Genomic DNA, 19,011 nt, shown 5'->3' on the forward strand with positions numbered 1-19,011 from the left:
TTTATGCCTTCACTTGCCGAACCCCCTTCATGAAAATCGAACACTTCGCGCTTCAAGTTGCTGATCCGATTGCGGTTGCTCGTTGGTATGTTGTCCACTTGGGAATGACCATCCAAAAGGGGAGCAGCCAGCCGCCGTTTGCTCATTTCTTGGCGGACGACAGTGGGCAGATGCTGATCGAGCTTTATTACAACGATCAGTTCGATGTCCCCGACCAATCCCAGGTCCCTCCGGCCCACTTCCACTTGGCACTTGTATCGGAAAACATCGAGCAAGATCGAGCTCGACTCATTGAAGCCGGGGCGAAAGAAGAAGGCCCGATCAATACGCAGCCAAACGGCGACTTGGTCTGTTTTCTCCGCGATCCGTGGGGCCTAACCCTACAACTGGTGACCAGGGTCGAGAAGCTTTTGCGTTAGAGAACGCTTCGGTTGCCAAAGAAATAGATTTTGCACGCATTCTACACAAATACGTGTACACGTTACCAACACTTTCTAAGAATGTGTGTTTTCCCCGAGAGTTACGCATCGGGCAATTGCGCTAGTCGTGCAAGCTGTCGTTAACGGCCTCTGAATCATGACTCAGCGTGACCCATTTTTCGTGCATCTCTCATGCATTCCACGGCAACACCTTAGCAATAATTTGCCAATATTTCCTCGACGCTTGGTCAATACTTGTTTATAATAGGCGCAGCGACACTGTGGGCGGCTCTTCCTGGCTGCCCGTTCTTTCCCGGTTTGCTTTCGCCACCTCTTTGCCCGATAATTGCTGGCATTGCCCTTTTCCCTGGAGGTGCCACTCATGCGATTGCTGCCAGTTGTTCTACTTGCCCTGACTTTGCTCCCCTGCCCTCTTTTTGCAGATGAACTTTCATTCGAGCCGCAGCAGTTGAAGACTGAGCTCGGGGTTGGGTACGCCGTTCGGTTAATCGACATGAACGAGGATGACAAACTCGATATTTGTATCGTCGATCAAGATCGAATTGTCTGGCTCGAAAATCCCAATTGGAACGAACACGAGATCCTCGGTCCTGGGCAAACCAATCAAGACAACGTCGCATTTGCCCCGGCCGATATCGACGGAGACGGCAAGCTCGACTTCGCCGTTGCAGCCGGTTGGGGTGGCGGCAAAACGCAGCGAGGCACCATTCAGTGGATCACTTCTAACGGTAGCCAAGCGAATGGCAGCAGCGCGAAGCACTGGGCCGTGCATCCGATCCGCAACGAGCACAGCACGCATCGCATCAAATTCGCGAACGTCGTCGGAGATGACAAGCCGGAATTGATCGTCGGTCCGCTGTTCGGCCCAAACACCACAGGGCCTCACTTCGCCGAACATGGCGTTCGCCTGGTCGCACTCGAGATCCCCGAAAATCCGACGACAGAGCCTTGGCCGCTGCACATGATCGATAACTCGCTGCACGTGATGCACAACTTCCTGCCGATCGATTTCACCGGCAACGGACAAACCGACATCATCACTGCCAGCTACGAAGGCGTGTTTCTGCTCGAACGCCAAGCGGATGGAAGCTGGACGAAGTCGCAACTCGGGAGCGGCGATCAAGAGTCGAGCCCCAGCCGAGGAGCCAGCGAAGTAAAAGTGGGCCGGCTCGCCAATGGCGACCGTTACATCGCCACCATCGAACCATGGCATGGCAATCAGGTCGTCGTTTATACCAAGCCACAAGATCAGCCGCTGCGGAGCCTTTGGAAGCGGCAAGTGCTTGACGATCAACTGAAATGGGGGCACGCCGTCTGGTGCGTCAACTTAGACGCCGATGCCGACGAAGAACTGGTCATCGGCGTGCGGGACGATCAAACCGACAGCACGCGTCGCGGGGTGCGAATCTTCGATCCGCAGGATGCTAACGGATCTCAATTCAAGCGTTATGTGGTCGATCCCGGGGCGGTTGCAGTCGAAGATTTAGCCGTGGCAGATCTCAACGCCAACGGCCAGCCCGACATCGTCGCCGTCGGGCGGCAAACGCACAACGTGAAGATCTATTGGAATAAAACTCAATAGCTGCAAGCATAATTCTCAAACATTGCCTTTTATCCGGTAGGTTCCTAGTATTTTTTGCCGCAAAATTTCAATAACGCTGGGTGAAAACAGACTCGATCGTTAAACTGAAATGCACCTGCCACCCGCCAGATCTTTTCTCCCCACATCATGACGAAAGAAATAGGAACAGACCCGATGAGTAAAGTTCGTTGGGGTGTACTGAGCACCGCGAAAATAGGCACGGTTAAAGTCATCCCTGGAATGCAGCGGGGGCAATACTGCGAAGTGTCCGGTATCGCGTCCCGAAATCTGGACAATGCCCAAGCGGCAGCCGATGAGCTGAACATTCCCAAAGCGTACGGCTCGTACGAAGCTTTGCTGGAAGATCCAGAGATCGATGCGGTCTACATTCCGCTGCCTAACCACATGCATGTGGCGTGGGCGATCAAAGCGATCGAAGCCGGCAAGCATGTGCTGTGCGAAAAACCGATCGGGCTGAACACCGAAGAAGCGCGGCACCTGGCCGATATCGCCTATCAGCACCCCAACTTGAAGGTGATGGAAGCGTTCATGTATCGCCATCACCCGCAATGGCAGAAGGCTCGCGAGATCGTTCGCGAAGGTGGCATCGGTACTCCGGTCACCATCCAGTGCTTCTTCTCCTACTTCAACAACAATCCTTCCGACATCCGCAACAATCCGGAATGGGGTGGCGGCGGCATCATGGACATCGGCTGCTATCCGATTTCGTTGTCGCGGTTCATCTTTGAAGGCGAGCCTGAAAAAGTGATGGCCGCCATCACGCGGGACGAAGAATTCAAGACCGACGTGGTCGCTTCGGTGATGATCGACTTCGGCGGCTTGATGAGCACGTTTACTTGCGGCACGAAGATCGCCCCGTACCAACGCGTGCATATCGTCGGCACCGAAGGACGCGTCGAAATTCAAATTCCGTTCAACGCTCCGCCTGACAAGCCATGCATCCTGTGGCATCAGCAAGGGGAAGAGATCACCCAGATCGAACTGCCGATCGCCGATCAGTACACCATCCAGGGCGACCTCATGTCTCAGGCCATCCTGGAAGACACCGAAGTCCCCACCCCCATTAGCGACGCGGTTGCCAATATGGAAGTGATCGAAGCGATCTTCCGCAGCGAACGCACCGGCCGCTGGGAATCGATTAACCACATGGTGGCCAAGTAACCACAAGCGACCGACTTATTCCCAAGGGCGCGTCTCGACACACTGGAATCGCCCCGACAACTTCAAACCACCGAGCCCCAACGAAGCCGCCGCCATCAACCTCGGCCGCCCCGTTGGGGCTCGGTTCGTTCTTGCCCGCAATCCCCCCACATCGACGCAGGCCCTGCTGCAGTACAACACGTCACAGCATTTGCCATTTCTATCGCATGCAGCAAAGTAGCCGATGCTTAATGCGTCGAGACGCACCCTACGCGGGGATGGGAACTGGCCGATTTCGGCACGGTTTGGAATAGTTGGCCTGGTAGTGCTTTTGAAGATGCGACCTGATACCGTAGGAAGTTGCTGTTGGTGGCCTTGGTTTTGATGATCTTACGCATGCTTGCTTTATGGAAGTTGAATCGGACGACGATCTGGACATGGACGCGTCGTTACCAGGGGACGACGAATCTAGCTCAGGCGAATCGTTGACGCGTTCGATTCCGGTCCGCATCCTTGGGGCGGTGACGCTAATCATCTGGCTTCAGATTGCGTTTGCCGTGCTCTTCTCTATCCCTGGCCCGCCCAGCATTTCTTTAACTGCGGCACTGTTCGGCGTGATGACGCTGACCAGCTTTTTTCTGGCGTGTGGCAATATTCGTTTTCGGTGGCGATTGCTTCTGGCGATCGGCCTCTGCACACTCCTGACTTTGGTGTTACCGTACAGTCGCCTGGCCGGATTTGTTGTCGTGATGGGCATGGGGCTGGCATCCATCGGCCTGACATTATTCAACCGCTTTCTGGTCTCCCTAGTCTTCGGTGAGAAAAGCCTCAAATGGCGATTCACACTGTTTGGACTGATGGCCTTCACTACCATCGTGGCGTTGGTTGCTTTTGCGGTGAAAAGCTTGATGCCGCATGTCGTCCCGCTTGATGTTTTGATCGGTCTTTTGGTCCTGGTCTTTCTAGCTTGGGTCCTGGCGTTTCAATGCGTGCCGCTATGGTCACGAAATTACGCGGAAGCGCTTTGCCTGGTCGGCAGTGCAATGATGCTGGCGTTGACTGCTCCGGCGATCGCTCACGAATGCCTAAGCGCGGCCCTGCAGAACCCACCAACGTTCCTGCAAGTACAACTTCCGACGTGGTCGGCGATTGGTTTGATTTGGCTGCTGCTATATCCGCTGTGGCTTGGGTTCTACGCTCTCGATTGGTCGCTGGTCCACCCGAACTGGAAACAGCACGCGTCCCCGATCCCCCCAACTTCAACCGCCGCCACAACGGAAGCAGCGGACGTACTGATGGACGATTGAACTGCGACCAAAGCAGGGTGCGTCTCGACGCACCCTACGTGGGGCTCGGAATTGGTCGCTTTACTTATGCTGTTGAATGGCTGGTCTGATCGCTAGAGACTTCCCCTGCATAGAGATGCAATAACCCCTACATCAACTATTTGTACAATTTTGCGTCTTTCGTGGACAATTCTCTTGACCGTCGGTTGCAATATGGGCATATTCAGCCTCGTCCGCGAAACGCACTCGATAAATCGGCCATTTTTTGGCCAGTTCGCCTATTTGACCACGATTGTAAATCAGGCGATTTATTGGGTGGCGGCTTGTGCGACGACTATTCCTTAGCTTTTCAGCCCCTTTTCGCTTGGTTCGCCAGGCCTTTTTCCTTTACTTCTTATGGCCGCGGCAATGCCCGGCTTTTCTTCGTTGGAAAGGACTTATCTCATGTCTTCTTCGCCCAAAACGCGAGGCTTTACGCTCGTGGAATTGTTGGTGGTGATCGCCATTATCGGTGTCTTGATCGCGCTGCTGTTGCCGGCTGTGCAGCAGGCCCGGGAAGCGGCTCGGCGGATGCAGTGCACCAACCAGATGAAGCAGCTCGGCTTGGCAATGCACAACTATCACGACACCTTCCTGCAGCTTCCGCCGGGCAACTCCGAGATCGAAGCGTTAGGCCGGCCGCGCCGCGAATGGGGCTGGGCACCGCGGATCATGAACTTCATGGAGCAGACCGCGATCGCCGACCATATCGACTTCAAAAAGCCGTCGTACGATCGCCCCAGCGGTTGGAACAACACGATGATGGACGACCCGAGCGTGATTTGTAATTACAAATTCATGCGCATGGTGCACGATCAATTCCTGTGCCCCTCGAATTCCCAGGGAGGCGAAGCGGCCGTGGAAGATCACTTCAGTGCCAGCTGGGAGATCTCGCAGTCTGACTATGCGGCGAACATTGGCGACTATCCCAATGCGACCGGAGTCGCTGGCGTTGGCGTCACGCACACCGGGGCCGGCAACTCCGAAGAGCGTGTCCGCGGCGTGATCGGCACGCGCGACTATGCGGCAAAGTTTTCGGAAATCACCGATGGGCTTTCCAACACCTATTTGCTGGGCGAATGCATCGGAGCATGGAGCCACTGGCAGAACTGGGGTTCCGCTTGCTTCTCGAGCACGGCCTATCCGATCAATCATCGCAATCGCGACTTCATGAATGGCACGCTCGGCCCGACGGTAAGTCACTGGCAAGAGAATATCGCCTTCCGCAGCTTTCATCCCGGCGGTGCGAACTTTCTGATGTGCGACGGCTCGGTGACGTTCTTGCCGGAAACGATGGATGGCGCGGCCTATCGTGCAGGCGCCTCGAAGTCCGGCGGCGAAGTCGCGCAGCTTCCGTAGGCCTCGCGTCGGTTTCGGCACGTGTCGGTTCCCTTCATTCCCTGCTTCCCTACTTCCAAGGAAACGAACCATGCTTTTTGCAATGCAGCCGCGTTCGACTTACTTGCTGCTGCTTTTCGGCATGTTGATCTTCAGCGTTGGCTGCGACAGCGGTCCGCAGCTAGGCCAAGTGACCGGCAAAGTTACCTACCAGGGGAAACCTCTTAAAAAAGGTACGATCATTTTCGAGGTGCCTGGCTCGCGATCATCGTTCGGCGAAATCGAAGGAGGCCAGATCGTGAACGTTTCTACGTTCGAATCGGGCGATGGCGTTCCAATTGGCGAGGCGAACGTGGCGATCAACTCCTACGACGATAGCGCCCCGTCGGCCCAGCCAAGCTCGCAGGGGAATGCCTCTGCCCCTGGTGGAGCAAGCCAAATGGTGGTCGGCAAAAACCTTCTGCCGAGTCGATACGCCAATCCGGCGACCAGCAATCTGACGGTTACCATCGCCGCGGGTGATAATGTAATCGACTTTGATTTGTAACAGCAAAGTAGGGTACGTGACCTAGCTGTTTTCGTTGCGGTGCGAAATGGTTGGTTTGGCAGGCAGTGGCCACAGCGGTGGGGCTACTCCTCTTCGTCGTCGTCAATGCGACGCTCGGTCCAGTATTCGTAGCTGGCGAGCGTTTCGCCGACGGCTTCGGCTAAGGTTTACTCACCCTGCGAAGAATCCATGCCGCGGCGGCGATGATAGTTCCAGAAATTGCACCAAGCAATGAATAGACTAGCCAGGATTCAGGCATGCGGATGAGACTTGCTAGAATCCCCACGACTGTCGCTACACATGCCGTCAAAGAATACAACATAACGGCACGCCAGGTTTTTATTTCCCCTTGTGCTGCAAGGGTGCTGGCTCCGATTGCAACAAGCAGAAAAGTTTCCGCTTGGAGATCGTTGCCAAACAGCCTTGCCGCTATCGACGACACAACGCCTAGCAGGATGCCTACGGCACAACAGGAAGGAAAGCTTGGCATGGACGCAGTGGCCACAGCGGCGGTCTACTCCTCTTCGTCGTCGTCAATACGACGCTCGGTCCAGTATTCGTAGCTGGCGAGCGTTTCGCCGACGGCTTCGTCGGAGGTGAGGCCTTCGACTTGAGGGACTCGGGCAAATTGGTGGTGGGCGTAGATGCCGTCGAACTCGAAGTTTTCGAGGTTGGCCGGAATGTAGTTGCCGTCGATGTAGACGCACAGCTGCCCTTCTTCAAGCCCTTCCATTTCGGTCCGCATGTAATCGATCCAAATCTCGATATCTTCGTCCTCTGGCGGCTCGTCGTAGCGCGTGTCGAGGTCGTGATGGGCCAGTTCTTCCCACGTCAAATCGCAAGGAGCGACGACGGCGAACGTGTAAGCCTTGCGGCACTGGGGACAGATAATCAGCCAGCCGCAGCCACACCAAGGGCAATCGAGTTGACCCGGCGCGGCGACCCAAGTGGGCGTGCATTCACAATGGGAAACCAGATCGTCGTTTGCCTTCTTAAGAAAGAGGCCAGCCTTTTCATTCTTCACTTGCTTGTACCTTTGCGGATACGTTTTCAAACGTTGCAGATTCCCCATCGTAGCGTAGGGTGCGTCTCGACGCACCACGAATCACCCAACCGGAAAACAATAACGGCGCAACGCGCATGACTAGCAGGACAGGTGCGTCGAGACGCACCCTATGTTTTGTGATTGGCACGCAGCTTTTTGAGTTTTATTCGCTGACGAGTCGTGAAACCTGCGTGAAAGTGGCGAGCGACTCGATTTTCGCATTCCCCTCGTCTGGACGTCGGTGCATAATCGGAGGCGTGGATTGCATTGGCCCGCTTTTTCTATTTGACCTACTCATGTCTCGAATGATTCGAACTCTTGTGGTGGCCGTGGTCGTTTCGCTGACCGCCGTCGATCTTGTTTTTGCTCAGCTGAGTGATTCGCCTTGGCTGAATTCGTCGGATATATCGATCCCGGCTGGGGAAAAAGCCCAGATCACTGTCGGCCCCTTCGGCTGCCCTGTGGTGGTCGTCGATCGCGAGGCGTGGCACATCAAGTCGAAGAAGGTCGTCCAAACCATCCCTGGCGATACCGAGATCGGCGAGTATCGCTGTTTGAGTGGCAACGGAATGTACTTCGCCGCCTACGAAGGAACCCACTGGGACAAGGGCAGCAGTATTAACGTCTGGAACCTGGTCACCGGGGAACTTATTTCGCGGGTACCTGGCAAGCAAAGCAGCTACTACCCAGTGATGAAGATCATGTACAACCGCTATCTGCTGGCGGCCCCCAACACCGGACAATCGCTGTTGATCTGGGATATCCAAGAGAGCAAAAAGGTGCGCGACGTACTTTGCCGTACCGAAAACATTGAAGAAGGCCAGCTGACCGTTTCGCCCGATGGCAAGTTCCTGGCATTGGTCGAAGGGGACAAAGTTTCTGTACTGAACTTGGCCGATGGACGCTATGTCGGCAACCTGGCCGCTCCGCTACGTGACCCTAGCAGCACTTACAACTACACGCTGGGCGCCAGTGGCGTGGAAGACCTCGAGTTTTCGCCGGACGGTCAAGAGATGGCGGCGATCTACAACACCTACGGTAGGCAGCGCTTGGTGGTCTGGAATGGTCGCGGCCAGATCATATACGACATCAGCATGTTCATTCCATGGGGACGTTTAAACGAATACAGTCTTTCGTGGTTGCCAGACAAGAAGGGCTGGATCGTCGATGGAAATGTGATTCATCGCGACTCGAAGAAGACGACGGTTCAGTTCAAGCGACCCCGCTACGATACGGACGAAATTGGCGTGCTGGATCAATACTTTGTGATCGGTCGCTTCGGGGAAGATGCCGAGTCGATCACGATGATCGGGATTCCTTGGGAAGAAGTCGACCGTTCGTTCGAGGCGATGGAATCGGTCGAGAATGCGATCCTTGGCCCCGGCGTGAAGGTCTCGTTGATGGTTTACATGCGTGGCCAGACTGGCGAAACGATCAACAAGGCCCGAGCCGCGATCGGCGATGCGATTGTGGCTCGCCTGAAAGCGGACAAGATGTTGTTCGCGCCAGACCAGGAGGTCTACCTCCGCTTCAACTGCGAACCAGCGTCGCTCGAACATTCTTACGGCGTCGCAAAGCTCGACTTATTCATCAAGGGCTCCGACGAACCGATTTGGTCGCACGAGTTTACCAGTGGCAGTTCGCGTAGCTTCCTGCAAGGACTCGACGGAGGCACCATCGCCGACGGAGCGACCGAATCGCTTGCTCGCGAGATCGCCCTGATCCAGATCCCTTACTTCATTCCCCGCACGGCGGAACATTTACCGCTGCCGCTGGTGATTCAGTAGATCCTGCGATGGGCTGGTACCGATTTTTAACTCGGTATCGGCGTAATCGACAAGATGCCATTGCAAGCAGTCGGACCTGAGAGTCACGCTTCTATGCGGACGCTAGCCGCATTCCATGGCTTCCTGTGGTCTTCGGCCATCCGAGATTAAAACCGAGACCATCCGACGAATGCAAAGTGATAAAGCAATGCGTTGGGCTTAAGCCTTCCGCGTCGGGAATGGAATGACTTCTTCGATCGACTTCGCTCCAAGGGCAACCATTACCAGGCGATCCAAACCTAATGCGCAGCCGCTGCAGGCCGGCAGTCCGCTGCGCATCGCTTCGATCAACTGACTTGCCTCAGGCAGGCGTGGCTTGCCGAGCTGCTGTCGGGCCTCGTTGTTGATTCGATTACGCTGGACAAGCACCTCGGCGTCGAGAAGTTCGTCGTAGCCGTTGGCCAATTCCATACCGTCAACAAACAACTCAAAGCGGCACGCGACGCGCGGATTGTCTTCGTCCAACCGAGCCAATGCGGCTTGCGATGCGGGATAGTGATACAAGATCACCGGCGAATCGAAACCAAGCTTCGGCTGAATGAGTTCCCCCATCAGCAGCTCTAAGAGGCCATCGAGATCGTCGTTCGAAAATGATTTTGGCACATTGACGTTTTGCGCACTCGCCACGTCGCGCAGTGCCTCGGCAGTGACTGACAAAGGATCGAAGCCAAGATGAGATTGAAACAGTTCTTGATAGCTGACCAGTTGGGCCGGACCACGCTTTAAAACGGCTTCGGCGAGGTCGGAAAGCAGCTGCATGCCGGCCTTCAAATCGTCGCCGACGCGGTACCATTCGACCAGGGTGAATTCGACGTTGTGCTGCGAACCAACTTCGGCCAATCGAAATGCTTTAGCGATCTGAAAGATGGCTTCCGCGCCGTCCGCCACAAGCCGCTTCATGGCGAACTCTGGCGACGTCTGCAGATAGAAGGCGTCACCATGCTGAGGCTCGGCCGGGTTCCAGGAAAGCGTGACCGGCACCGGATCGAGATGCGTGTCGATGACCGTATCGCGCGAGAGCAGCGGCGTCTCGACTTCCCAGAAGCCCAGCGAAAGAAAGAACTGCCGCACCGCTTGAGTGATCTCGTGACGACGCTTCAAGTGATCAAGCGACGCCGTCGGTCGCCAGGAATCTTGTGACATGGGATTGATTTCGATGGTGGACTTGGGCTCATTCAAACCGGGGTGGCAACAGGTAGGGTGCGTCTCGACGCACCAGAATCATCCAATCGGTTTCCACCCACTATGCTTGGCAATGCATTTTCTTTCGGGATCAATTACGTTGTCATGAGCAGCGTGGCGTCACGACGGTTTGCCAGGGCATGGTGCGTCGAGACGCACCCTACGCTGTGGTGGGGCATAAAAAAAGAGCACATCGTATGGCGATGTGCTCTTAGGTTGGTTGATGCTCGCCGGAGGGCGATTAGGCTTCGGCTCGCGAAGCTCGGGCTTCTCGCAGACCGCGGCTGAGGATGTCTCGCAGCAGTGGCGAGTAATCTTCATAGCCCACTTTGGTCGGAGCGCCTTCAGCGTATTGGAAGATGGCGTCGCGTGGCTTCTTACCCAGCGAAACGAGCGTACTGCTGACAGTACCCCATTCCTTGCCTTCGATGACCATGCCGGGGCGGCCTTGGGCTGCCGGTGGACGAGCGAAGACTTTGCTGGAAACGGCGAGAAACTTGACGGCCGAATCGAGCGTCTGCAGCGTCATCAGGCGATGAGCAAGCTGGACACGTTCGTCACGCGAGTCGTTCAAGTCGTGACCGCCGATCAGGTTCAAGCCTTCTTCCAATCGTTGGGCGTTGACGTCGTCGCCACCATGAACGACCCAGCCGCTGTCGGCATCGGCCATTACGAAGTTCACGCCGTCGTACTGCTCGGACATCAAACCTTCCATCGCAATTTCGACGGCGGCTTGAGCACTGCTGGCACGCAGCAGTTCACGGCAAAGCAGTCCCCGCGAACGAGGGACCGGCGGACGCTTCATCTTGCGACGATTGGTGCAACCTACGACAAGCCCGTGCTGATTGACGCCGAGCCAGGTTCCCCCGGCTTGTTGATCAATTCCGCACAGTGCTCGAGGCTTCCCCGATTGAATCGAAGGTGCCAACGTGGGACGATCATAAAACTCTTCCCGGTTAGCCGCGACAAGGATCGGTGCTTCGGGAACGCTTCGGTATTGAATTGCCAATAGGCACATATTGTTAAAGAGCGGGGCTAAAGGTAAGAAAAAGCGAGCACCCTGGTCACGCCCCAAGGCTGAACTAATCCTTTTGAGTCTATTCTTTTTTCCCCATTCGGACACCCTTTAATGGGGGTCGAGTACCTAAATTTTTGTTAAAACAAGTTTCTCGAAGGGCTCCTTGAAGGACGTGTGAACAGTGGGGCTGAAAAAGGCCCACTACCCCCACTTTTAAGGTATCCCCTCTGTCAGGTTATCAGGAAAGAGTTTGCCCCCATGCCCCAGTATTCTTCGGAAAACCCCGTAAAAATCGGCATCGTCGGCGCTGGCGCGGTCAGCGACTACCATCACGTTCCCGGCATCAAGCTCGACTCGCGAGCGACGCTGGCATCGGTTTGTGACGCCAGTAGCGACCTTCTCGAGAAGCGCAAATCGGACTGGGGCGTGAAGAAGACCACCACAAGTGTGGAAGAGATTTGTACCGACCCGGAAGTCGACGCCATCATCATTGCGACTCCGAATTTCACCCACAAAGAGATCTCGCTTTTGGCGACCCAAAACGGCAAGCACGTGATGTGCGAAAAGCCACTTGGATTGAACGCCGGAGAAGTCCGCGAGATGTATCACTCGGCACGCGATAACAAAGTGGTCCACATGACCGCATTCACGTATCGCTTTGCCCCTTCGATGCGATACATGCGTAGCCTGTTGAACTCAGGTCAGCTGGGCGAACCTCGCCATTTCCGCAGCCAGCGTTTCCTCGATTGGCCTGAAACCAGCTGGGGCTGGCGTCAATACAAAGACAAAGCAGGCGCCGGCGACTTGTTCGACATGACGATCCATCGTCTCGACTTCGCCCGTGACTTGTTGGGCCCGATCAAAAGTGTCTGCGGTGCGGTGGCTCAGTTCACCAAGCGCGATAAAACCATCGATGGTAAGGATTGCCCACCGAGCGAAGTCGATGACTGGTCGTCGCTGATCGGCGAGTTTGAATGTGGTGCCGTAGGCGTCTGGGAAGGCACGACGCTCGCCAAAGGTTACCACCGCAATGGTTTCGGTCACGAATGGGCCGAAGTGAACGGCAGCGAAGGATCCGCCGTCTATCAGCTGCACGAGCCAAACAAGATTTTGCTCGGCAAAACAGGTGACGATCTTCACCCGGTAGAAGTGCCCAAAGAATTCCTGACGCCTGAGGGAAGCCCCCGCACCACCGATATGGGTGAAGCTGCGACAATTTTCCGTTATGATTTGATGTGGGAATTCGTCTCGGCGATCAGTGAAGAGCGCGAGTGCGTGCCAAGCTACTACGAAGGGCTGATGGCCCAAATCGTGGCAGACTCGGTCTTGGAGTCGTACGAAAAGCGAGCCTGGGTCGATATTCCCGACGAGCCTGTTTAAAGAGCGTCCCTGGGTGCTGCTGGCCATGCCGGTGGCGCCCTGAGATTTGCTGGACTTCACAGCAGCTTCAGGCCAGCTAAGCATCAGGTGCGCATTTCTGCGCGCCTGTGCCCTTTTCAATAGCCATTCGGAACAGCAAATTGGGAGAGGCAGCATGTCCTCAGGCAAATATGCCGGCGCGGTCGATTTGAGCGGCCCAGACCGGCTTCAGGTCTTCATTCGTAAAGTCGGCGAAACCAAAGAACTTTGGGGGTTGTACGTCGACGGCTGGGCCGAAGCGACCGACGACGACGGCAAGAAGGGTTTAGTCGTTTGGCCGGACGAACAACATGCGACCCTTTGCGCTACCGATAAGTGGCGACAACACACCCCTAAGCAAATCAAGCTGTCCAGCTTCAACGATCGTTGGGTCGATAAGCTTGTCAAAATGCGAATGAAAGTGGCCGTGTTTCCTACCCCTTTCGATGGGCCAGTGTTTGTCGACCCGGTAGCCTTGCGGGCAGAACTTCTATAATTGCTACGGTGTGAACTCCCTAAGTTTTCAGCCTACGGCCAACCGAAATAGGCATGAGAACTTGGGGCATTTGTGCTACAGTACATCGTTTTCCCGCTCCGCTTCCCTCACGAAACGAAAGCATGGCGACGGCGCAACCTAATTCCTCTTCCCGCAGTGATTCGACCTCTCCGCGCCCTGTTCCCTCAGGCCGAAGTCATCTTCGCTCGCTAACTGGCATTCAGATCCTGGGAACCGGCAGCTACGTGCCTGAGAAAGTGGTCCCGAACGAAGACCTCTCTTCGCTCGGCTGCGATCCTCAGTGGATTATTCAGCGAACGGGAATTCGCGAGCGACGTCATGCCCCTGAGGGCATCGCTACCAGCGACATGGCTTACGAAAGCGCGATTGCGGCGCTCAAGTCGGCCGGCGTCGATGCCAGCGAGATCGACTTGATCGTTGTCGGAACGTTCACGCCTGACTCGTCGACCCCGTCCACCGCGTGCCGCTTGCAAGAGCGTCTCGGCATTCGCGCCGCCGCGATGGATGTCAGTGCGGCGTGTGCCGGCTTCCTTTATGCGATGATCACCGCGGCTCAGTTCATCAAGACCGGAACCAGCCAACGAGCACTGGTCGTCGGGGCCGATCTTCTTTCGCGGATTGCCAATCCAGAAGATAAGAAGACCTATCCGCTGTTCGGCGACGGAGCCGGAGCGGTGGTTCTCGGGCCTGGTAGTGACGAACAAGGGATGCTTTCTTACACGCTCGGTAGCGAAGGCGATGGCGGTCCGCTGCTGTGTGTTCCTGGGGGTGGTTCCCGAGAACCGCTCACGCCGGAAGCACTTTCCGAAGGGAAGCAGTACCTGTACATGGATGGCCGAAGTGTCTTCAAGTGGGCCGTCCGCGTGATTGAAGACTCGATCCGCGACGTACTGCACCATGCCGAACTGACGCCGGACGATATCTCGCTGGTACTTCTGCATCAGGCCAACGTCCGTATCATCGACGCGGCGTGCGATAACCTTGGCTTTCCGCGTGAGAAGATGGTGGTCAACTTAGACCTTTACGGCAACACGTCGGCTGGAAGTGTCCCGCTTGTCTTGGACGAAGCGATGGAGAAAGGGCTCATCCAACGAGGCGATCGCATCTTGCTGTGCGGCTTCGGTGCCGGGCTGTCGTGGGGCACGACCGTTTTTCAGTGGTAAGAGACCCACGACTCAAAACGAAAACGAACTCACGAGAGGGCATCCAAGATGCCCTTTTTTCGTAGGGCCCGCGTGTCGCGGGTCGATAATCCAAGATTCCAGTTGCTGCCATCCGGGTACCACTGGCTATGCCACTGTTCACGTGGGACTGTCGTTTACTACCGCGCTGGCACCCGAAATTTTGGATACCGAATATCATGTTCAAGACCCGCGACACGCGGGCCCTACGGCTGGGCCTTCGATGCCGATTCGGTTGGCCTAGCTTCTTACTGAAAACCGAACACGGAAAACGGAAAACTAAGCTAACCTTTATCTGTACGCTTTAACGCGGTACGATTGGCTTCGAGATTGCCGACTAGAGAAACCAGAGAAGGAACTACCATGGCCAAAGCTGCCAAGAAGTCTGTGAAGAAGACCCTCACGCGTGACGAAGTTGCTATCGAGAACACCTGGGACTTGAGCAGCTTGTATCCCGATCCGGAAGCGTGGGAAAAGGACTTCAAAAAGCTGGCCAAGAAGGAAGAAGGGTTCGACAAGTTTCGCGGCACGCTCGCCCAAGGACCGAAAGAGCTGTTGGCCTGTTTGAAGTTCGATACGCAAGTCGACCGACTGGGCGAAAAGCTGGGCATCTATGCGTTCCTAAAGACGACCGAAGACCAGGCCAACGACGACAACCAACGCCGCATGGCTCGCTTTCAAGCGGTGGCCAGCAAACTGGGACAAGCGGCCAGTTATATCGCGCCGGAAATCCAAGCGATTCCCGCTAAGCGATTGCAGGAACTGATGGACGATCCTGTCTTGAAGGGATATCGCCTCGTCCTGGAACGGATGACGCGTTACAAGAAGTACACGCTCGGCAAGAAAGAAGAACGCATCCTCGCGATGCAAAGCGAAATGGCAGGCGCCGCAGGCAAAGCGTTCCGCCAACTGCTGGATGCCGATATGAAGTTTGGCAGCGTCAAGAACGAAAATGGCGAAGAGCAGGAACTGACCAACTCGACGCTGATGGAGTTCCTCCTTTCTCCGGAACGCAAAGTCCGCAAGAAAGCGTTCGAGCAATACTACGCTCAGTTTGAAGGGCATGAAAACACGCTCGCGGCGACACTTTCTGGTTCGATCCAAAAAGACGTTTACTACGCCAAGGTTCGTGGCTACGAAAGTGCTCGTGGTCAGGCATTGTATGCCGACAACATTCCGGAATCGGTTTACGACAATCTGATCGATTCAGTCCATAACCACTTGCCGGCCGTGCATCGCTACTTCGAGCTGCGTCGCCGCAAGATGAAGCTGAAGGATATCCATCACTACGACACCTACGTGCCAATCTTGAACAACATCAAGAAGAAGCACACGTGGGACGAAGCGGTCGACGTGATCATGGACGCAATGATTCCGCTCGGTCCCGAATATTGCGACGTGCTGAAAGATGGTTTGACAAAGGCCCGCTGGTGCGATCGTTACCCCAACGCCGGCAAGCAGAGCGGCGCGTTCAGCTGCGGAAGCTTCGACGCTGCCCCGTTCATTCTGATGAACTACAAGCAAGACGTTCTGGACGACGTCTTCACGTTGGCTCACGAAGCGGGGCACTCGATGCACAGCTATTATTCGTCGAAGAGCCAGCCGTATCAGTACTACAACTACGTCATTTTCGTGGCGGAAGTGGCCAGCACGTTCAATGAACAGCTGCTAAGCCAGTACCTGCAAGAGAACGCGACGACCGACGAAGAACGGGCTTACCTGATCAATCGCGACATCGACGCCATCCGCGGCACGATCATCCGCCAGACGATGTTCGCCGAGTTCGAGAAGATCACCCACGCGATGTGCGAAGCAGGCGAACCGCTCACGTCGAAGTCGCTACAGGAAGTCTACCAAGGCTTGCTCGAGAAATACTTCGGCCCAGACTTCGCGATCGATCCGCAACTGAAGCTGGAATGCCTCCGCATCCCACACTTCTACCGTGCGTTCTATGTTTATAAGTACGCGACCGGATTGTCGGCCGCGATTGCTTTGAGCATGCGAGTGCTCAACGGCGGCAAGCAGGAACTGGACGATTACCTGTCGTTCCTCAAAGGGGGCTGCTCGAAGTATCCGCTCGACCTCCTGCGAGATGCCGGCGTCGACATGGAAAGCCCCAAACCAGTCGACATGGCCCTGAGCCACTTCGAAAGCCTCGTCGATCAACTGAACGACTTGCTATAACGAAGAAGTATCGTGCATCAGGGGTAGCCCAGATCGGAAACGAGGGGAGACCGCAGCGGATCACTTCTTACGAAAGCCTGATTCAAACGTTCGCGTAATTCTCCTATCATCAAACGCATAAGCCTGGTCGCGTTTTCTGATAGGAGCTGCGAACGTGGGATCTGCTTATTCTTGGTTGGCTGTACAGGGGAAGTCGGCAGAGGAAACGCTTAAAGGGCTGGGGCTCGAACGAGGTGAACCGTTCGAAGGTTTCCCCAACGGCTCGCTTTCCGGCATTGCCCTTCCCTCGGGCTGGTACCTGGTCGTTTCGGATCGATGCGACTATGCCTATTCGCGTTGGCTGAGCCGTCTTTCGCGTCAGTGCGATCTGGTCACATGCGCGGTCGAAGAGTACGCGATGTATGCCACCGCTTCCGGCTGGCACAACGGCCGCCGAACCTGGGAAATCACCCACGACAGCCAGGAACGTGAAGGGAAGCATCACTTAGTCGCATTGGGAACGCCTCCGGAAATGTTCGACACGATTCGGCGAACCTTCACCGCCGAGCAAGCCTCTTTCGACGAAAAGAACCAACCGGTCGATTGCATCATGGAAATCCCCATCGAGACGGCTCGGCAAATCACCGGATTCTCGTTCCACCAGCCCCTCCCCGAAGGCAACGCCGTCTGCTTTCAACATTTGCACCGCGATCGAAAAGCGAAGCAGTGGTGGCAAGTCTGGCGTCGTTAAGTCGATCCTTAGCGGCCGTAGCGTCCCTCTATGATGAAGCCGCAGTACGATGAACCCACCAAACAAAGACGCATTACGCGAGCGCCTTTACCGCCACGTTGACTGCCTGGCTGGGCTGATCGGTCCACGCTGCTTCGCAAGGCCTGGCAGCATGGAAGCCGCCATGGGATATATCCGTCAGCAATGGGTCGGCATGGGCTACGAAGTCGAAGAAGAATCGTACGACGCGCTTTCCAACGTCGCAACTAACCTGATTGTCCGTACGCCTGGCACGTCTCGTTCCGATGAAATCGTTGTGCTGGGTGGTCACTACGATACGGTTTCGTCCACCCCAGGTGCCGACGATAACGCTTCCGCAGTGGCGGTGCTGTTGGAAGTGAGTCGACTGCTGAAAGAACATCTCGGCAAACGCACCGCACATTATGTGGCATTCGCATGCGAAGAACCTCCCTACTTCAACGTCGACTCGATGGGCAGCCAACACCATGCGCGGTCCGCGAAGCTTCGTGATGAAAAGATCGTCGGCATGCTTTGCCTCGAGATGGTGGGCTATTTCCGGGATGAAGAGGGCTCGCAGCCTTACCCGGAAGAGATCCCGCGCTGGCTTACCTGGCCGATGCCGAACCGCGGGAATTTCCTCACAGCACTGGGGAACTTAGATTCCTGGAAGCTCGCTTACCAGTTTCATCGCGGGTTCAAACGTGGCACTAAGCTCCCGCTATGGTCGTTGCCCCTGCCGGATCGATTCGAGTTTATCTTCCTCAGCGACAATCGAGCCTTCTGGGAACAAGGCTATCCAGCCCTTATGCTTACAGATACAGCATTTGTGCGGAATCCGAACTATCACCAAGCCAGCGATACGCCAGACACGCTCGACTACGAGCGAATGGCCGAGGTCACCCTCGGAGTTTCCGCAGCCATGAAGCGATTGCTGAAATAGCCAGGCAATCGCAGACGATCGAAAACAGACAGGGGCGGCAAGCGCATGAGTTCGACGGTAAAGTCCATCCAACTGGAAACGGCTGGGCTAGGCATCATCTTTTATTCGCCGGAAAACGCGAAACATATCGAACAGGGCGATGACTACTTAAGTGTCCATTACACGAGCGTGCCGAATGTGCGGCGGCATGTTCGCGAAGGAACGATTGTCGGGTTCGCCACAGGAACGCCTGGGAAGTTTCGCCTGCGGATCCAGCGAGGCAAACCGGCCATGTGTTCCGAGAACCACGAGTTCAACTTGACGCTTCCGTTTCGCTGCATCGGCGGACGAGTCTGTTTCCGAGATCTGTACGACTTGATGGACTGGAATGTCGAGTGCCCTCGCGACCAGGAACTGCTGCTGCGGGACGGAGCTTACCGGGTGATGGTCTGTTCCAACACGCCTCCGTCGGGGCAGTTGGGGGACAACCAGATGATTGACATCTATTTCCAACGTGTCGACGAGCTTCCCGAAGTGTCCCTGCCAGGGGCACCTTATCTGTGTCCTTAACAAAAATTCTATCGTTCGTCACGACATCGATCGTTGATCGATCAGATC

17 protein-coding genes are annotated in these 19,011 nt (G+C 55.7%); 14 read left to right on the forward strand and 3 right to left on the reverse strand.

Going from position 1 to position 19,011, the window contains the following annotated elements; translation table 11 throughout:
* The first annotated feature begins 29 nt into the window (after positions 1–29).
* From LA756_RS15600 to LA756_RS15625, 6 genes are all read left to right on the forward strand, one after another.
* A complete protein-coding gene (locus LA756_RS15600; protein WP_224435649.1) occupies positions 30–419 on the forward strand; it encodes a VOC family protein in 390 nt (129 codons plus the stop codon).
* Between the two features lie 382 nt (positions 420–801).
* Complete coding sequence (locus tag LA756_RS15605) at positions 802–2,022, forward strand: VCBS repeat-containing protein (protein ID WP_224435650.1); 1,221 nt, start codon at positions 802–804, stop codon at positions 2,020–2,022.
* Between the two features lie 174 nt (positions 2,023–2,196).
* Entirely contained in the window at positions 2,197–3,204 is a 1,008-nt protein-coding gene (locus LA756_RS15610) for a Gfo/Idh/MocA family protein (RefSeq protein ID WP_224435651.1), read from the forward strand.
* A 386-nt stretch (positions 3,205–3,590) separates the two neighbouring features.
* Entirely contained in the window at positions 3,591–4,490 is a 900-nt protein-coding gene (locus LA756_RS15615) for a hypothetical protein (protein WP_224435652.1), read from the forward strand.
* A 423-nt stretch (positions 4,491–4,913) separates the two neighbouring features.
* The gene (locus LA756_RS15620) at positions 4,914–5,867 is read left to right on the forward strand and encodes a DUF1559 domain-containing protein (RefSeq protein ID WP_224435653.1); all 954 of its coding nucleotides are present in this window, start codon (positions 4,914–4,916) and stop codon (positions 5,865–5,867) included.
* Between the two features lie 70 nt (positions 5,868–5,937).
* Positions 5,938–6,393 (forward strand): hypothetical protein, encoded by a 456-nt coding sequence (locus LA756_RS15625; protein ID WP_224435654.1) that lies wholly within the window; start codon positions 5,938–5,940, stop codon positions 6,391–6,393.
* 514 nt (positions 6,394–6,907) lie between these two features.
* On the opposite strand, the gene LA756_RS15630 is transcribed toward LA756_RS15625, so the two are convergent.
* Positions 6,908–7,417, reverse strand: a complete 510-nt coding sequence (locus LA756_RS15630) for a hypothetical protein (protein ID WP_224435655.1) — start codon at positions 7,415–7,417, stop codon at positions 6,908–6,910.
* A gap of 317 nt (positions 7,418–7,734) precedes the next feature.
* On the opposite strand from LA756_RS15630, the gene LA756_RS15635 reads away from it, so the two are divergent.
* Positions 7,735–9,225, forward strand: a complete 1,491-nt coding sequence (locus LA756_RS15635; RefSeq protein ID WP_224435656.1) for a WD40 repeat domain-containing protein — start codon at positions 7,735–7,737, stop codon at positions 9,223–9,225.
* 198 nt (positions 9,226–9,423) lie between these two features.
* Here LA756_RS15635 and epmA read toward each other — a convergent pair whose 3' ends face one another.
* Both epmA and LA756_RS15645 read right to left on the reverse strand, forming a co-directional pair.
* Positions 9,424–10,407, reverse strand: coding sequence for an EF-P lysine aminoacylase EpmA (gene epmA / locus LA756_RS15640; RefSeq protein ID WP_224435657.1), 984 nt, complete (start codon positions 10,405–10,407; stop codon positions 9,424–9,426).
* A gap of 280 nt (positions 10,408–10,687) precedes the next feature.
* Positions 10,688–11,464, reverse strand: coding sequence for an NRDE family protein (locus LA756_RS15645; RefSeq protein WP_224440392.1), 777 nt, complete (start codon positions 11,462–11,464; stop codon positions 10,688–10,690).
* Between the two features lie 258 nt (positions 11,465–11,722).
* On the opposite strand from LA756_RS15645, the gene LA756_RS15650 reads away from it, so the two are divergent.
* The 7 genes from LA756_RS15650 to LA756_RS15680 all read left to right on the forward strand — a co-directional run bounded on the left by LA756_RS15650 (position 11,723) and on the right by LA756_RS15680 (position 18,963).
* Complete coding sequence (locus LA756_RS15650; RefSeq protein ID WP_224435658.1) at positions 11,723–12,844, forward strand: Gfo/Idh/MocA family protein; 1,122 nt, start codon at positions 11,723–11,725, stop codon at positions 12,842–12,844.
* Between the two features lie 154 nt (positions 12,845–12,998).
* Positions 12,999–13,358 carry a DUF2750 domain-containing protein gene (locus tag LA756_RS15655; RefSeq protein WP_224435659.1) on the forward strand — a complete coding sequence of 120 codons (360 nt, stop codon included), beginning with the start codon at positions 12,999–13,001 and terminating at the stop codon, positions 13,356–13,358.
* 122 nt (positions 13,359–13,480) lie between these two features.
* Entirely contained in the window at positions 13,481–14,542 is a 1,062-nt protein-coding gene (locus LA756_RS15660) for a beta-ketoacyl-ACP synthase III (protein WP_224435660.1), read from the forward strand.
* A 381-nt stretch (positions 14,543–14,923) separates the two neighbouring features.
* Entirely contained in the window at positions 14,924–16,744 is a 1,821-nt protein-coding gene (gene pepF, locus LA756_RS15665; RefSeq protein WP_224435661.1) for an oligoendopeptidase F, read from the forward strand.
* A 154-nt stretch (positions 16,745–16,898) separates the two neighbouring features.
* Positions 16,899–17,474 carry a hypothetical protein gene (locus LA756_RS15670; protein ID WP_224435662.1) on the forward strand — a complete coding sequence of 192 codons (576 nt, stop codon included), beginning with the start codon at positions 16,899–16,901 and terminating at the stop codon, positions 17,472–17,474.
* A 49-nt stretch (positions 17,475–17,523) separates the two neighbouring features.
* Positions 17,524–18,414 carry a M28 family metallopeptidase gene (locus LA756_RS15675; RefSeq protein WP_224435663.1) on the forward strand — a complete coding sequence of 297 codons (891 nt, stop codon included), beginning with the start codon at positions 17,524–17,526 and terminating at the stop codon, positions 18,412–18,414.
* A gap of 45 nt (positions 18,415–18,459) precedes the next feature.
* Positions 18,460–18,963: a hypothetical protein gene (locus tag LA756_RS15680; protein ID WP_224435664.1), complete on the forward strand. Its 504-nt coding sequence runs from the start codon at positions 18,460–18,462 to the stop codon at positions 18,961–18,963.
* The last annotated feature ends 48 nt before the right edge of the window (positions 18,964–19,011 follow it).

Source organism: Bremerella sp. TYQ1 (assembly GCF_020150455.1).
GTDB classification, from domain to species: domain Bacteria; phylum Planctomycetota; class Planctomycetia; order Pirellulales; family Pirellulaceae; genus Bremerella; species Bremerella volcania_A.

Excerpts from the sequence above, each read along its gene's own strand:
- LA756_RS15600 (WP_224435649.1), top strand. The coding sequence starts at position 30 with ATGAAAATCGAACACTTCGCGCTTCAAGTTGCTGATCCGATTGCGGTT.
- LA756_RS15605 (WP_224435650.1), top strand. The coding sequence starts at position 802 with ATGCGATTGCTGCCAGTTGTTCTACTTGCCCTGACTTTGCTCCCCTGC.
- LA756_RS15610 (WP_224435651.1), top strand. The coding sequence starts at position 2,197 with ATGAGTAAAGTTCGTTGGGGTGTACTGAGCACCGCGAAAATAGGCACG.
- LA756_RS15615 (WP_224435652.1), top strand. The coding sequence starts at position 3,591 with ATGGAAGTTGAATCGGACGACGATCTGGACATGGACGCGTCGTTACCA.
- LA756_RS15620 (WP_224435653.1), top strand. The coding sequence starts at position 4,914 with ATGTCTTCTTCGCCCAAAACGCGAGGCTTTACGCTCGTGGAATTGTTG.
- LA756_RS15625 (WP_224435654.1), top strand. The coding sequence starts at position 5,938 with ATGCTTTTTGCAATGCAGCCGCGTTCGACTTACTTGCTGCTGCTTTTC.
- LA756_RS15635 (WP_224435656.1), top strand. The coding sequence starts at position 7,735 with ATGTCTCGAATGATTCGAACTCTTGTGGTGGCCGTGGTCGTTTCGCTG.
- epmA (WP_224435657.1), bottom strand. The coding sequence starts at position 10,407 with ATGTCACAAGATTCCTGGCGACCGACGGCGTCGCTTGATCACTTGAAG.
- LA756_RS15645 (WP_224440392.1), bottom strand. The coding sequence starts at position 11,464 with ATGTGCCTATTGGCAATTCAATACCGAAGCGTTCCCGAAGCACCGATC.
- LA756_RS15650 (WP_224435658.1), top strand. The coding sequence starts at position 11,723 with ATGCCCCAGTATTCTTCGGAAAACCCCGTAAAAATCGGCATCGTCGGC.
- LA756_RS15655 (WP_224435659.1), top strand. The coding sequence starts at position 12,999 with ATGTCCTCAGGCAAATATGCCGGCGCGGTCGATTTGAGCGGCCCAGAC.
- LA756_RS15660 (WP_224435660.1), top strand. The coding sequence starts at position 13,481 with ATGGCGACGGCGCAACCTAATTCCTCTTCCCGCAGTGATTCGACCTCT.
- pepF (WP_224435661.1), top strand. The coding sequence starts at position 14,924 with ATGGCCAAAGCTGCCAAGAAGTCTGTGAAGAAGACCCTCACGCGTGAC.
- LA756_RS15675 (WP_224435663.1), top strand. The coding sequence starts at position 17,524 with ATGAACCCACCAAACAAAGACGCATTACGCGAGCGCCTTTACCGCCAC.
- LA756_RS15680 (WP_224435664.1), top strand. The coding sequence starts at position 18,460 with ATGAGTTCGACGGTAAAGTCCATCCAACTGGAAACGGCTGGGCTAGGC.